The 13,546-nt window shown below is 60.8% G+C and carries 15 protein-coding genes; 10 read left to right on the top strand and 5 right to left on the bottom strand.

The genetic code is table 11. The features are described 5' to 3' along the window. Window positions 1-116 precede the first annotated feature (116 nt). Window positions 117-1,235 carry a pyridoxal phosphate-dependent aminotransferase gene (locus A6U86_RS01765; RefSeq protein ID WP_068385502.1) on the top strand — a complete coding sequence of 373 codons (1,119 nt, stop codon included), beginning with the start codon at window positions 117-119 and terminating at the stop codon, window positions 1,233-1,235. A gap of 127 nt (window positions 1,236-1,362) precedes the next feature. Here A6U86_RS01765 and A6U86_RS01760 read toward each other — a convergent pair whose 3' ends face one another. After that, window positions 1,363-1,626, bottom strand: a complete 264-nt coding sequence (locus A6U86_RS01760) for a sel1 repeat family protein (protein WP_068385499.1) — start codon at window positions 1,624-1,626, stop codon at window positions 1,363-1,365. A gap of 462 nt (window positions 1,627-2,088) precedes the next feature. Here A6U86_RS01760 and A6U86_RS01755 point away from each other — a divergent pair, with 462 nt between their 5' ends. The 3 genes from A6U86_RS01755 to A6U86_RS01750 all read left to right on the top strand — a co-directional run bounded on the left by A6U86_RS01755 (window position 2,089) and on the right by A6U86_RS01750 (window position 4,428). After that, complete coding sequence (locus tag A6U86_RS01755; RefSeq protein WP_068385497.1) at window positions 2,089-2,427, top strand: DUF2147 domain-containing protein; 339 nt, start codon at window positions 2,089-2,091, stop codon at window positions 2,425-2,427. A 199-nt stretch (window positions 2,428-2,626) separates the two neighbouring features. Continuing rightward, complete coding sequence (locus A6U86_RS35535; RefSeq protein WP_169055453.1) at window positions 2,627-2,803, top strand: hypothetical protein; 177 nt, start codon at window positions 2,627-2,629, stop codon at window positions 2,801-2,803. A 122-nt stretch (window positions 2,804-2,925) separates the two neighbouring features. Further along, window positions 2,926-4,428 carry an AMP nucleosidase gene (locus tag A6U86_RS01750; protein ID WP_068385495.1) on the top strand — a complete coding sequence of 501 codons (1,503 nt, stop codon included), beginning with the start codon at window positions 2,926-2,928 and terminating at the stop codon, window positions 4,426-4,428. 13 nt (window positions 4,429-4,441) lie between these two features. On the opposite strand, the gene A6U86_RS01745 is transcribed toward A6U86_RS01750, so the two are convergent. Continuing rightward, the gene (locus A6U86_RS01745) at window positions 4,442-4,672 is read right to left on the bottom strand and encodes a hypothetical protein (protein ID WP_068387682.1); all 231 of its coding nucleotides are present in this window, start codon (window positions 4,670-4,672) and stop codon (window positions 4,442-4,444) included. Between the two features lie 156 nt (window positions 4,673-4,828). Here A6U86_RS01745 and A6U86_RS01740 point away from each other — a divergent pair, with 156 nt between their 5' ends. Genes A6U86_RS01740 through A6U86_RS01725 form a run of 4 tightly spaced genes read left to right on the top strand, consistent with a single transcriptional unit; the run spans window position 4,829 to window position 7,208 of the window. Next, entirely contained in the window at window positions 4,829-5,188 is a 360-nt protein-coding gene (locus A6U86_RS01740) for a YciI family protein (RefSeq protein WP_068385492.1), read from the top strand. Between the two features lie 10 nt (window positions 5,189-5,198). Beyond that, window positions 5,199-5,561, top strand: coding sequence for a YciI family protein (locus tag A6U86_RS01735; RefSeq protein ID WP_068387679.1), 363 nt, complete (start codon window positions 5,199-5,201; stop codon window positions 5,559-5,561). A gap of 17 nt (window positions 5,562-5,578) precedes the next feature. Next, the gene (locus A6U86_RS01730; protein WP_068385489.1) at window positions 5,579-5,956 is read left to right on the top strand and encodes a YciI family protein; all 378 of its coding nucleotides are present in this window, start codon (window positions 5,579-5,581) and stop codon (window positions 5,954-5,956) included. A 10-nt stretch (window positions 5,957-5,966) separates the two neighbouring features. Beyond that, a complete protein-coding gene (locus tag A6U86_RS01725) occupies window positions 5,967-7,208 on the top strand; it encodes an RNA polymerase sigma factor (protein WP_068387676.1) in 1,242 nt (413 codons plus the stop codon). A 5-nt stretch (window positions 7,209-7,213) separates the two neighbouring features. Here A6U86_RS01725 and A6U86_RS01720 read toward each other — a convergent pair whose 3' ends face one another. Continuing rightward, the gene (locus tag A6U86_RS01720; RefSeq protein WP_068385486.1) at window positions 7,214-8,173 is read right to left on the bottom strand and encodes a lysylphosphatidylglycerol synthase domain-containing protein; all 960 of its coding nucleotides are present in this window, start codon (window positions 8,171-8,173) and stop codon (window positions 7,214-7,216) included. A 93-nt stretch (window positions 8,174-8,266) separates the two neighbouring features. On the opposite strand from A6U86_RS01720, the gene A6U86_RS01715 reads away from it, so the two are divergent. Further along, window positions 8,267-9,286, top strand: a complete 1,020-nt coding sequence (locus A6U86_RS01715) for a glycosyltransferase family 2 protein (RefSeq protein ID WP_068385483.1) — start codon at window positions 8,267-8,269, stop codon at window positions 9,284-9,286. Between the two features lie 52 nt (window positions 9,287-9,338). Here the strand turns inward: A6U86_RS01715 and A6U86_RS01710 are convergent, their stop codons facing one another. Further along, window positions 9,339-10,706: an aspartate aminotransferase family protein gene (locus A6U86_RS01710; RefSeq protein ID WP_068385479.1), complete on the bottom strand. Its 1,368-nt coding sequence runs from the start codon at window positions 10,704-10,706 to the stop codon at window positions 9,339-9,341. 290 nt (window positions 10,707-10,996) lie between these two features. Here A6U86_RS01710 and A6U86_RS01705 point away from each other — a divergent pair, with 290 nt between their 5' ends. Next, window positions 10,997-12,337, top strand: a complete 1,341-nt coding sequence (locus tag A6U86_RS01705) for a glutamine synthetase family protein (RefSeq protein WP_068385476.1) — start codon at window positions 10,997-10,999, stop codon at window positions 12,335-12,337. A 5-nt stretch (window positions 12,338-12,342) separates the two neighbouring features. On the opposite strand, the gene A6U86_RS01700 is transcribed toward A6U86_RS01705, so the two are convergent. After that, window positions 12,343-13,290, bottom strand: coding sequence for a diacylglycerol kinase family protein (locus A6U86_RS01700; RefSeq protein WP_068385474.1), 948 nt, complete (start codon window positions 13,288-13,290; stop codon window positions 12,343-12,345). Window positions 13,291-13,546: the final 256 nt, after the last annotated feature.

Here is a 13,546-nt window from a genome sequence, read left to right as displayed (position 1 = left end):
GCATGGAAGAATTTGCTCCATAATGTGGATAGATCGAGCGGTTTCCACCCTTGCAACCGCCTGCCAAGCGCCTATTCTGCCGCACCTTGCAACAGAATTCGGGAAACAGAGCCAGCATGTCCGCCTTTTCGCGCTTCACGCCGCTGATCAGCGCCCTTCCCTCCACCGTTCCTTTCGTCGGCCCCGAAGCGCTGGAGCGCCAGCGCGGGCTCTCCGTCAAGGCCCGCATCGGCGCCAATGAGAACGGCTTTGGTCCTGCACCCTCGGTGATCGCGGCCATGCGCGAGCAGGCCGGCGATATCTGGATGTATAATGATCCGGAAAATTTTGCGCTGAAACAGGCGCTTGCCGCGCATCTTGCCGTCCAATCCGCCAATATCGCCGTCGGCGAAGGCATCGACAGCCTGCTCGGCCTGATCGCACGCATGGTCATAGAACCGGGGACGCCTGTCGTCACCTCGCTTGGCGGCTATCCCACCTTCAATTTCCACGTTGCCGGCTTCGGCGGGCGCCTTGTGACCGTGCCCTATGTGAATGATCGCGAGGATCTGGATGGGCTGATCGAGGCGGTCAAACGCGAGCAGGCGCCTCTGGTCTATTTCGCCAATCCCGACAATCCGATGGGAAGCTGGTGGAATGCCGACAAGGTCGTCGCCTTTGCTCGCGCCCTGCCGGAAAATTGTCTGCTGATCCTCGACGAGGCCTATAGCGAGACGGGGCCAGCGAGTTCGCTGCCGGCGATTTCCGATCTGATCGACTTGCCGAACGTCTTGCGCACCCGCACCTTCTCAAAGGCCTATGGCCTTGCCGGCGCACGCGTCGGCTATGTCATCGGCGCACCAGAAACCGTGATCGCCTTCGACAAGATCCGCAATCATTTCGGCATGAACCGGCTGGCAACCGTCGCAGCGCTCGCAGCCCTCAAGGATCAGGCCTATCTCGCCGAGGTCGTCGGAAAGATCCAGGCTGCTCGCGAGCAGATCGGCGTGATCGCGCGGGACAACGGGCTCCTGCCGCTAGCGTCGGCCACCAATTTCGTCGCCATCGATTGTGGCCGCGACGGCGTTTATGCCCGCGCAATCGTCGACGGGCTGATCCAGCACGGCGTCTTCATCCGCATGCCGGGCGTAGCGCCGCTCAACCGCTGCATCCGCGTCAGCGTCGGACCCAAACAGGATCTGGATCTCCTGGCCGAAGCCCTGCCAAAGGTTTTGAAGGCGATCGGTTCAATCTAAAACGACGAAACCGCGCCGGCCTTGTTCCGGCCGGTCGCGGTTTTCATCATTTCGGCGGTTCGCCTCTCCGTCGTCCGCCGACATCCCCTCTTTCGAGGTCAGTACGTCGTATTCAGCATGGCGCGCTTCAGTGCGTGGTCATCCACTCGCGGGCGGCGCGGAGCGCTGTAGCGAGCTGCATCTTCGTCAAGGTCGCGGCGACGTCGGCACGAAGCTCGGCGGCCCGCGCGCTGCCACGGATGGCGGCGATGTTCAACCACTTATGGGCGGCGACGAGATCTGTGGTGCAGCCTCTGCCGGTCGCGTAGTTCACGCCCAGCTCGCAAAGAGCATCGGCGCCGTTGCCACCCATCATGGCCATTTCAGACATCGGTATTTCGAAGCGTGCCATCGGTTTTATCCCTGTTTCACTTCTGTTTGTACTTGCCCTGTTTTTCCGTCGGGACCTTGCCGTCGTTCGCGGCTTTCCGGTCCTTCCGGCCGGCGGGTTTGCCCCGCTCGTTTGATGGCTTCACTATCGCAGACGGCTTTCAAAAAACGGCTAAAATGCATGCTTAATTCGATGCAAACAAAGTACAAATGCTTGGTAAACTTGGGATTTTGTTAAACATCGCTTGCCTTGCAAATTAAGGACTTTTGAGCGAATTTTACGTCTTGTTAAGATCTGGATTTAAACCCTTCATTCACCACGAAAAAAGCTGCCGTCTTTGGAAACGGTGATTTTCGATGGGCCGGAGGGCCGCAAAACAAGGAATTTGCGCTTGCAAAATATATTTACCTTTACGTTCGCGTCAGATAATCTCGCCTCATTTCCGGTTATTGGGCCGGAAGGTGCCCTGGGGAGGAACACACTATGATCCGTGCAACGATTTTTGCCGCCGCGCTGCTCGTCAGCACCGGCAGCGCCTTCGCCGACGAGCCGATCGTGGGCAACTGGAAGACCGAAGCTGGCGATACCGCCGCCATCACGCCTTGCGCGGACAGCTATTGCGTGACGCTGAAGACGGGCAAATATGCGGGCCGGCAGATCGGCAAGATGCAGGGCAAGGGCGGCAGCTATACCGGCGAACTCACCGACCCCTCGGAAGACAAGACCTATAGCGGCTCCGGCGCCATCAGCGGCAATAATTTGAAGATGACGGGCTGCGTCCTGAAGATCTTCTGCAAGTCGCAGACCTGGAAGAGGCTCTGAGGATACGCGCCCTGAAAGAGGCCTGATTCCACGCCTGCCCGGCTCGCCTCGGGCAGGTTTTTGTTATGGGCGACGTCCAGAACAGGCCTGCGAGCAGGATTAAGAATCATGAACGCTGGATGAACCGGTATCTCAGCACCTGTTCAGGCTGACCATGGCAAAACAGTGTCCAGTATAGGGCACTGGTAGGGCCGGGAACATGGACTCGATCATCATCGCACGGCGGTTTGTTGTTATCATGCTGTTTGCCGCCGTCTTCGCATTCAGCTTTTCAGCCGTCGTCGAACACGCCGGCCGCAGCGGCGCGCAATCGCATTTCGGAGCAAGCTTCACATGCCTGCAAACCGGTGCGCCCTATTGCACGACCGTTCAGTAAGCGAACACTCCCTCATCCCGGCTGGCCGGGATTTGAATGCGGCTGCAAAAATAGCTGCGAAAATCCGGGGCCGTCTCTTTCAACGTCGTTTGCTTGTTAACAACGACACTCTATAATGGCTCATGAGCAACCGAATCTCTCCTTTTTCACCCCTCGACATCTCCTCCCCCACCCCGTTCCAGCCGCGGACCTTCGATAACCCGGCCAAGGCTGTGGACGCGCTGACGGAGCTTTACGAACGCAACACCGCGTTCCTGATCGACAGTTTCACCAAGTTGGCGAGCGGCGCGCCGATCACGGCGCGCTACCGCGCCTTCTATCCGCAGGTCAGCATCGAGACGACCAGCTTCGGCCATGTCGATTCGCGCCTCTCCTACGGTCATGTCACCGCGCCCGGCGTCTACACGACGACCATCACGCGGCCGCATCTGTTCCGTCACTATCTGAAGGAACAGCTGACGCTGTTGATGCGTAGCCACAATGTGCCGGTGGTCGTGTCGGAATCGACGACGCCCATTCCGCTGCATTTCGCCTTCGGCGAAGGCGCGCATGTCGAGGCATCCGCCGCGGTTTTCGAAGATATCCCGCTGCGCGACCTCTTCGACACACCGGACCTGAACACCACCGACGACGAGATCGCCAATGGCGAATATATCCCGCCGCCCGGTGAGCCCTCGCCGCTAGCACCCTTTACCGCACAGCGCATCGACTATTCGCTGGCGCGCCTCTCGCACTATACCGCGACGAGTGCCGCGCATTTCCAGAATTTCGTGCTGTTCACGAACTACCAGTTCTATATCGACGAATTCTGCAAATGGGCTCGTGATCTGATGGCGAGCGGCGGAGACGGCTATACCGAATTCGTCGAACCCGGCAACATCATCACCAAGGCCGGCTCCAGCCACCCCGAGGGCGATACGACGCCGCCACGCCTGCCGCAGATGCCCGCCTACCATCTGAAGAAGAAGGGCCATGCCGGCATCACGATGATCAATATCGGCGTCGGCCCGTCCAACGCCAAGACGATCACCGACCACGTCGCCGTGCTGCGCCCGCATGCATGGCTGATGCTCGGCCATTGCGCCGGTTTGCGCAACAGCCAGCGGCTGGGTGACTACGTGCTCGCGCATGCCTATATGCGCGAAGACCACGTTCTCGACGACGACCTGCCGGTCTGGGTGCCGATCCCCGCACTCGCCGAAGTGCAGGTGGCGCTGGAAGCGGCCGTCGCCGAAATCACCGGCTTCGAAGGCTTCGAGCTGAAGCGTATCATGCGCACCGGCACGGTCGGCACCATCGACAACCGCAACTGGGAACTGCGCGACCAGGCAGGCCCGGTCAAGCGCCTGTCGCAGGCCCGCGCCGTCGCGCTCGACATGGAATCGGCGACGATCGCCGCCAACGGCTTCCGCTTCCGCGTTCCCTACGGCACGCTGCTCTGCGTCTCGGACAAGCCGCTGCATGGCGAACTGAAGCTGCCGGGCATGGCGACTGCCTTCTACCGCACGCAGGTGAACCAGCATCTGCAGATCGGCATCCGCGCCATCCAGAAACTGGCCGAAATGCCGCCGGAAAAACTGCACTCGCGCAAGCTGCGCAGCTTCTTCGAAACGGCGTTCCAGTAAGCAACGCTACGGACTATTGCCCCTCCGAGGGGACTGAATGCATCTGAACGGCGGCCGCAACTTGCGGCCGTTCGTCGTTTGGCGCTGCACCCCAACTCAGGCACAGGATCAGGAAGGCAAAGCCCGTAAATCCGATCCAGATGCGGTAGACGACCCTTCCGGCATCCGCCGCATCCAGCAACTCTTCTTCAGACATTGTCTTCTTTTGCCAGTAGTGCACGATTGCTGCTTCCAGACTGTACATTTCCGTCTCTCCTTTGGTGACGACGGAAATTGGTCGACCAGCTTCGTCCATTTTCGACAGCGATAGAAATTTTTGCCATGGTGCGGATCGGGATGTCGATTTGCGCGTGGCACGCTCGTCTATGGCCGTGAGCAAATTGAAAGAGGAGACGCTGCGATGAAGTATCTTTGCCAGGTCTGGTTCGATGGCACGACGCTCGACACCATGACCAAGGAAGAAAAGCACAGGCTCGATTCGGATTCGCTCGGTTACGATCGGGATCTGATGGCAAGCGGCAACATGATCCAAGCCGAGGCGCTACAGTCCCCAAGATCGGCGGTGACCGTGAGGGTCCGCAACGGCGAGACGGCGGTGACCGACGGGCCTTTCATCGAAACCAAGGAATATCTCGGCGGCTTCATCCTGATCGAGGCCAAGGACCTGAACGATGCGATCCGCGTCGCCGCGGGCATTCCGCTCGCCAAGCTCGGCGCCATCGAGGTGCGGCCGATCCATGAATTCGGCCCTGACGCCTGAGGAGGCTGCCATGAAATTTCTTTGCCAGGTCTGGTTCGAAAGCGCCGAGATTGCCAAGCTTTCCGAGGAGGAAGGCCGACGGCTCACGCAGGAGTCCATCGACAATGACAATCGGCTGCGCGCCAGCGGTCATATTGTTGTTGCCAACGCATTGCGGAAGCCGGAGACTGCCAGAACGGTTCGGGTTCGCAAAGGTGAAGCAGCTGTTACCGACGGCCCCTTTGCCGAATTGAAGGAGCATCTCGGCGGCTTCGTGCTGATCGAGGCTGGGGATATGGAAGAAGCGACGGCCATCGCCGCCACCTTCCCCGTTGCCCGCTACGGCATGATCGAGGTCCGTGCCTCCTTCGACATCCGCTTTCCGGACGAATAGCTGCGAGAGGAGAAGACATGCGGTTTCTATGCCTGATCTACACAACGGTCGACGTCGACGGGCGGCTATCACCGAACGAGATGAACCATCTGATCGGCGAACATTTCGTCTATGATGAAGGCTTGAGGCAGGACGGCAGCCTGATCGTTTCGGATGCACTGGAACTGCGGGACAAATCGATCGTCATCCGGCCGCGGGGCGACACGTTTTCGGTGACGGATGGGCCGTTCGTGGAGACGAAGGAGCACCTGGCTGGCTTCTATCTCATCGAAGCGCCGGATCTGGAAGGGGCGACCGAGATCGCCAAAGGTATTCCCTCGGCGCGCTACGGTGCCATCGAGATCCGTCCGGTGCGTATTCTGACGCTTCAGGGAGATCTCGCGGGGGAACGCTGACACCGTGTCGCTGAACCAGACCATCGACAGCATCTATCGCAGCCATTCGCGCCGCGTGCTGGCGACGCTGATCCGCTTGCTCGGCGATTTCGACCGGGCCGAGGAAGCACTCCACGATGCGTTTTCGGCGGCAGCACAGCAATGGACCGAAGAGACGATACCGGCCAATCCCTATGCCTGGCTCGTCTCCGCCGGGCGCTTTCGCGCCATCGATCACATCAGGCGGCGAACGCGTTTCAATGCCGTCCAGGCCGATATCGCCGACAGCCTCTATCCTGAGGGCGAAACAATGGAGATCACGGAAAGCAACGAGATCGAGGACGACATGCTGCGGCTGGTCTTCACCTGCTGCCATCCCCTCATTCCGGCGGAAGCGCAGATGGCGATGTCGCTGCGGGAAGTATGCGGCCTGACGACAGAAGAGATCGCCCACGCCTTCCTGATTCCGGCACCCACCGTGGCCCAGCGCATCGTCCGCGCCAAGAACCGGATCCGGTCCGCTCGCATACCCTACGAAGTGCCCGACAAGACCGAGTTGCCGGAGAGGCTGGCGCAGGTGCTGCACGTCATCTACCTCGTCTTCAATGAGGGATATTCCGCATCATCGGGCTCGGTGATCGTCCGCGCTGATCTCTCGGCCGAAGCCATTCGTCTTGGCCGGCTACTGCTGCAGCTTCTGCCGGATGCTGAGGTCGCGGGGTTGCTGGCGATGATGCTCCTGCAGGATTCTCGACGGCATGCCCGCGCCGACACGTCAGGTGATCTCGTGCTGCTTGCCGATCAGGATCGCTCGCTCTGGGACCGCGAAAGAATTCGCGAGGGCCTGACGTTCTCGGCCAGGGCGATGGCCGCAGAAAGTGTCGGCGCCTATGCACTGCAGGCGGCTATCGCAGCCGAGCATGTCCGGGCTCAGACAGCGGAGGAAACGGACTGGCAGCGGATTGTCGCGCTCTATGACCTGTTGCTCGTAGCTACCCCCTCACCGGTCATCGAACTCAATCGGGCGGTGGCCGTTTCGATGTGCGATGGCCCGGCAGCGGCACTGTCCATCGTCGATGGATTGCTCAGGGAAGAGCGTATGAGACGATATCACCTCACGCACGCAGCGAAGGCCGATTTCCTGCGCCAGCTTGGACGCAGCGACGAGGCACGAGAATCCTATGTGACGGCACTATCGCTTTGCCAGCAGGCGCCGGAGCAGGCCTTCTTGCGCAAGCGGCTGGCCGAGCTTGAGGTCAAGACGCGACAGTAGCCAGATCAGGCGCGCTTGCGCGATACCAGCAAACCGATCGCGGTGCCCGTCAGCGCCGAAACGACGATCAGGAGGTGGGTGTTGATGCTGGCCTGCGCCAGATTTTCAAGCGCAGCCTTCTCCCCTGAAGCGCCGAAAGCCATGGCGCCGGCGGTGATCCCGGCCGGATAGGTGCCGACGCCTCCCGGCGCATGCACGGGCAGCACCGACGACAATTCACCGCCAAGCGCGCCACCGAAGCTTGCCGACAGCGGCGTGACGTTCATCAGGCCGAGCGCCCAGGCAAGGACCGCAACCTTGACCAGCCAGTTGACCACCGTCGTCAGCCAGGCGCGCGCAAAGGCCTGAGCATCGACCGGCAGACCACGCTCCAGCTCGTGCACCAGCCCTTGCGCCTTCTTCGGCAAGATGCGGGCGGCAAGGCGGATCAGCGGGCGGCGCGAGACGAAACCCACGACTGGCAAAAGCAGGAAAGCCAGCCATACGACCCAGGCCAGAATGCGATAGGGCGAAGCAAGAGCAAGACCGACGCCGGCCGCGGCCAGCAGCGCATGCAGGTCGAGCAACCGCATGACGAACAGCGCCGAAGTGCCACGAGCCAGCGGAATGCCGAATTCGGATCGCATCAGCACTGGGAAACTGGTCTCGCCGGTGCGGAAGGGCATCATGATATTCAGCAGGTTATGCACCTGCGTCACACGGAACAGCACCGCGAAATGGCCCGACGTTTCCTTCGGGAAGTAATCGTAAAAGCGCCAGGTGCGCAGAAAATAGGTGCCAGTCAGGAGTACCAGCGCGAGAAGGATGGGCAGGGCGCCGACCTTGCCCCATTGCGCCAGGATCGAACTCCAGCCCCAGAACCATTCGATGAAGGCCGCATAGGCAATGACGACGGCCAGCGTCAGCAGCATCATTCGGTTGCGAATAAACCAATTCTGTCGGCTGGCAACCATCGGAGTCTTCATGTAGTTAGGCACCCAATGCGAGCTGAGGCTTCAGACCGGACAGTCGCTCGTTCCGTCCGGCAGGTTCTGCCGGTCTTGTAGGAGAAAGAAGAGTTGCAGACAACGGCAGAGTCGACCCTCCCCCAGGCCGATGCGATAAGCCCGCTTGAGCTTTCGCTGGTTGTGCCCGTCTTCAACGAGGAAGAAAGCGTCGGTCCGCTGATCGAACGCATCTGTTCCGCCATGGCGAGCTTTGACAAGCGCTGGGAGTTGATCCTTATCGACGACGGCAGCACGGACGCCACGCTGGCCAATGCGCGCCGCTCGCTGTTACGCGACGGGCTGACATTGCGGATCGTTGAGCTCCAGCGCAATTTCGGCCAGACTGCCGCCATGCAGGCCGGCATCGATGCCGCAAACGGCCGGCTCATCGCCACCATGGACGGCGATCTGCAGAACGACCCGAAGGATATTCCCTCGATGGTCGAGGAGCTGGAACGGCGGCAGCTCGACTTGCTCGTCGGCTGGCGCAAGAACCGTCAGGACGGGCTTTTCCTGCGCAAGATCCCGTCCTGGTGCGCCAATTACCTGATCGGCCGCATTACCGGCGTCAAGCTGCACGACTATGGCTGTAGCCTGAAGATCTACCGCTCTTCGATCATCAAGCAGGTGAAGCTGATGGGCGAGATGCATCGCTTCATCCCCGCCTGGGTCGCCGGCGTTGTCCCGAGCTCACGCATCGGCGAAGTGCCCGTCACCCACCATGCGCGCCAACATGGCACCTCCAAATACGGGATTTCGCGGACGTTCCGCGTCATTCTCGATCTGCTGTCGGTGATGTTCTTCATGCGCTACAAGGCGCGGCCGGGCCATTTCTTCGGCTCTCTCGGCCTCGGCCTCGGTGCACTCTCGGCCATCGTGCTGTTCTGGCTCTTCATCGACAAATTCATCTTTGGCGACGATATCGGCAACAGGCCGCTGCTTCTGGTCGGCATCGTGCTGCTGCTGTCGTCCGTGCAGATGATCACCACGGGCATCCTCGCGGAGATGATCGCGCGTATCTATTATCGCGACGATCTCTCGCCGAATTACATCGTCCGCAAGATCTTCGATCGTAACAATCAGGACGCTTAGGCTTCCAAGCGGGATGGCAAGGTGACCCAAGCCATCCCGATCGGGATATCTGTTAGGCTTTCATCTCGGCCCAGACCGCATCGAGCGCCAGCCGCGTGATGCGCACCATGGTATCCACCTCCTCGTGACTGATGATCAGCGGTGGCGATGCCAGCATGCGATCGCCGGTCGCGCGCAGCACCAAGCCATTGGTGAGAGCGTGGTTGCGCACGGCCGAGCCGATGGCATCCGGCTTTTCGAAGCGGCGGCGGGTGGATTTGTCGGCTGCTAGCTGCAGAGCGCCCATCAGGCCGATGCTGACGGCTTCACCGACCATGTCATGATCCGCCAGGCTGCCCCAGGCCCTGGCAAAATGAGGGCCGATATCATCGCGGACACGTTCGATAAGCCGTTCGTCCTCGATAATCCTCAAATTCTCGAGCGCAGCTGCCGCGCACACCGGATGGCCGGAATAGGTGAAGCCGTGGTTGAACTCGCCGACCTCGTTGATCAGCACGTCGGCGATACGATCGCTGACGAGCACGCCGCCAATCGGCAGGTAGCCCGACGATAGGCCCTTGGCGATCGGAGCGAGATCAGGTTCGACACCGAAATGCTGATAGCCGAACCAGGAGCCGAGACGGCCAAAGCCGCAGATCACCTCGTCACAGACAAGCAGAATATTCCGCGCCTTGCAGATGCGGGCGATCTCCGGCCAATAGGTGGAGGGCGGCACGATGACGCCGCCAGCCCCCTGCACCGGCTCGGCGATGAAAGCGGCGACATTGTCCTCGCCCAACTCATCGATCTTCTCTTCCAACTCGCGGGCAACCTTGAGGCCGAATTCCTCGGGCGAGAGATCGCCGCCCTCAGCATACCAATAGGGTTGGCCGATATGGACGACGCCGGGGATCGGCAGGTCGCCCTGCTCGTGCATGTATTTCATGCCGCCCATGCTGGCGCCCGCGACTGTGGAGCCATGGTAGCCGTTCTTGCGGGCAATGATGGCCTTCTTCGTCGGCTTGCCGACAGCAGCCCAGTAGACGCGCGCCATGCGGAACCAGGTGTCGTTGGCCTCGGAGCCGGAATTAGTGAAGAAGACATGATTGAAATGCGGGCCGGCATGGGCGCAGACCTTTTCCGACAGCAATGTTGCCGGTGTCGTCGTCGTACCGAAGAAGGTATTGTAATAAGGCAGCTCATTCATCTGCCGGATGGCGGCATCGGCGATCTCCGTGCGGCCATAGCCGATATTCACACACCAGAGGCCGGCAAACCCATCCAGATATTTCTTGCCGTTGCTATCGAAAATATAGACGCCCTCGCCCCGTTGGATGATGCGCGCGCCATCGGCGTTCAGCTTCTTCATGTCGGCAAAGGGATGGAGATGATGGGCAGCATCGAGGGCGGCGAGATTGGAGCGGCTTGGCGTATCGGGCATGATTGAAACTCACCTCATTGCGATTGGTCTCTGTCAGGCGAGTCCGCCGACGCCGCTGCTATGTGCATGGCCCCTCACCCCAGCCCTCTCCCCGTCAAACGGGGAGAGGGAGTTTTCGTGCCAGATAGCCGCTTCAGTTGCGGCAAACACTGGTGGGGTCCCCTCTCCCCGCACATGCGGGGAGAGGGTTAGGGTGAGGGGCCAAGCACGGGAGACTCAGCGCCGCCAGACTTGACTGATAGCTATCATGGTTTACGACCATGACGTGAGCATGGGGGATTTACAAGAGCATGGCGGCCGACAACGCAACCGAAGGTAACGCGCGCATCGAGGTGCTGATTTCGGACATGAACGGCCGGCTGCGGGGCAAGCAGATCCCGATTTCGGCCGAAAAGAAGGTCTGGTCCGGCGCCGTGCGGCTGCCGACCTCGACGCAATCGCTCGATATCTGGGGCGATGACAACGACGACATTACCGGCCTGTCGCTGACGATCGGCGATCCCGATGGCACCTGCGTTGCCGACAAGCGCACGCTGGCGGAGATGCCCTGGGCGCCGGCTGGATCTAAGCAGGTGCTGGCCACGATGCATGAGCTTGACGGCAGCCCCAGCTTTCAGGATCCCCGCGCCATTCTTTCTGCCGTTCTCGACCGCTACAAGGCGCTTGGCCTCACCCCCGTCGTGGCGACCGAGCTGGAATTCTACCTGCTCGCCGGCGACTGGCGCGACAGGGGCATCCCCTCGCCGCCCCCGGCATTGACCTATCGAGACGAGCCGAATGGCTATCAGCTTTACGATATGGACGCCGTCGACCTGCTCGACGGCTATCTCGAAACGCTGCGCAGCTATGCCAAGGCGCAGGGATTGCCGGCGGATGCGACGACAGCGGAATTCGGCCCCGGCCAGTTCGAGATCAACCTGTTGCACCGCCCGGATGCGCTTGCAGCGGCCGATGACTGCATCATGCTGAAGCGCGTGGCCGAGCAGGCGGCGCGCAAGCACGGCCTGAAATCGACCTGCATGGCGAAACCCTATACCGACCATGCCGGCTCCGGACTGCATGTGCATGCCAGCATCATCGACGATCAGGGCCGCAATGTTCTCGATGCTGCCGGCAGCGAGCCGAAGAGGCTGAAGTCGATCTGCGCGGGCCTGCTGCAGACGCTTGAGGATGCGCAGCTGATCTTTGCGCCCTACGCCAATTCCTATCGCCGCTTCCAGCCGGGCTCTTTTGCTCCCGTCGATCTGACCTGGGGCTTTGGTCATCGCGGCACGGCCGTCCGCATTCCTGAGAAGGATGGGCCGGGCGCGCGCGTCGAACACCGCGTCGCCGGCGCCGATGCCAATCCCTATCTGATGCTGGCGGCCATCCTCGGCGGCATGCTGCTTGGCCTGCAGAACGACCTCGACCCGGGCGAAGAATCAACGCCGTCTCAAGTACCGGCCGATGCGCCCAAGTTGAGTCATGATTTCCTGACGGCCGTCGAACGCTTCCGCGCCTCTGCATTCATCGCCGATGTCTTTGGCGTGCGATATCAAAAGCTCTATGGCGATACGAAACACAAGGAGGCGATCCGCTATCTGCGCAGCGTTTCCGATTTCGATTACCGGACGTACCTGCCGCGCCTCTGAGCGGTTCAGACGGCCAGCCTATCGACCGAACCCTCGCGCTCGACGCGGGCGGCGGTGCCTTCGCGAACCATCACCTTGAGTTCGCCGGGGTGAACCTTGAGGATCACATCGCGCGCAAGCGGCAGCAGTTCGCCATCCATGACGCAGTTTGCCAGCTGGCGCAGCTTCGGGAAATGCAGATGCACTTCCGGCGCATGCATCATCATGACATCGGTATTGTCGCGCACCCGGCCTCGCAGCATGTCGACGGCCAGGCGGGCAACGCCAAGCGGCCGCAAGGGCTTGGCCGTGTAAAACCCCAGTTCGCCGCCGCGCAGATTATCGGCATAGAGCAGCGCATTGGCGCCGAAGGGATTGTTGGACACTGAAATTGCCGAGACATGCCGATGCCCGCGAATATCGCCGGCTTCGAAATCGACGTCGAATTCTGGCGGATTGGCGATGACCCCGAAAGCCGCCCGGGTGCTGGCCGACATCTTTCCGATGCGCGAACGATAGGTGTAGCCGTTGCGATAGCGCACCAGACGCGCATGCAGGCCTGCCGAGAACTGATGCACGAAGGCCCGGCCATTGGCGCTGCCGATATCGACCTGATCCACTTCGCCTGTCGCCAGCACATTCAGCGTCTGCCAGATATCGAGCGGCAACCGCAGAGAGCGCGCAAACAGGTTCATAGTGCCGGCGGGAATGACGCCGAGCGCAACGCCGTTCTTCCAGGCGATGGAGGCAGCGGCCGAAATCGTGCCATCGCCGCCGCCGGCAACGATACCGTCTATATCATCCCGACGCGCGGCACGCTCCATGGCCGATACGATATCTCGCCCGGCCACGACGACGGCTTCGAACTCATGACCGGCATCGCGGAAAACCTGCTCCGCCTTCGCCTCGTAGGCAGCCATATCGGTCGTGCGGAAAGTCCCGCCATCGCGATTGAAGAAGCCGATCAATTTCATCGGGGCTCTCGGTCTTTCCACAAATTGTGTCTCAGAAAGGAGCTGATGCCCCCGTGCGCTTTTTCACAGATGGTTTCGGACGAAAGGATTTCAAGCGTTGCGGCCACCCGGCGCCGGGCCGGAGCATCACTCACTTATGCATCATTCGACATGCTGCGCTGCAAAAAATGCACGCGACAGTAATTGCATCGTGATTGATACTATGTTTGAGGCATGTCCGTGCTTCGCCAGTCCCTTATTGCAATTTGATGCACTG

It is taken from the genome of Rhizobium sp. AC27/96, from assembly GCF_001692325.1.
GTDB lineage: Bacteria > Pseudomonadota > Alphaproteobacteria > Rhizobiales > Rhizobiaceae > Rhizobium.
Note: the sequence above shows the minus strand (reverse complement) of the source record. Positions and strands in the feature narration are given on the sequence as shown.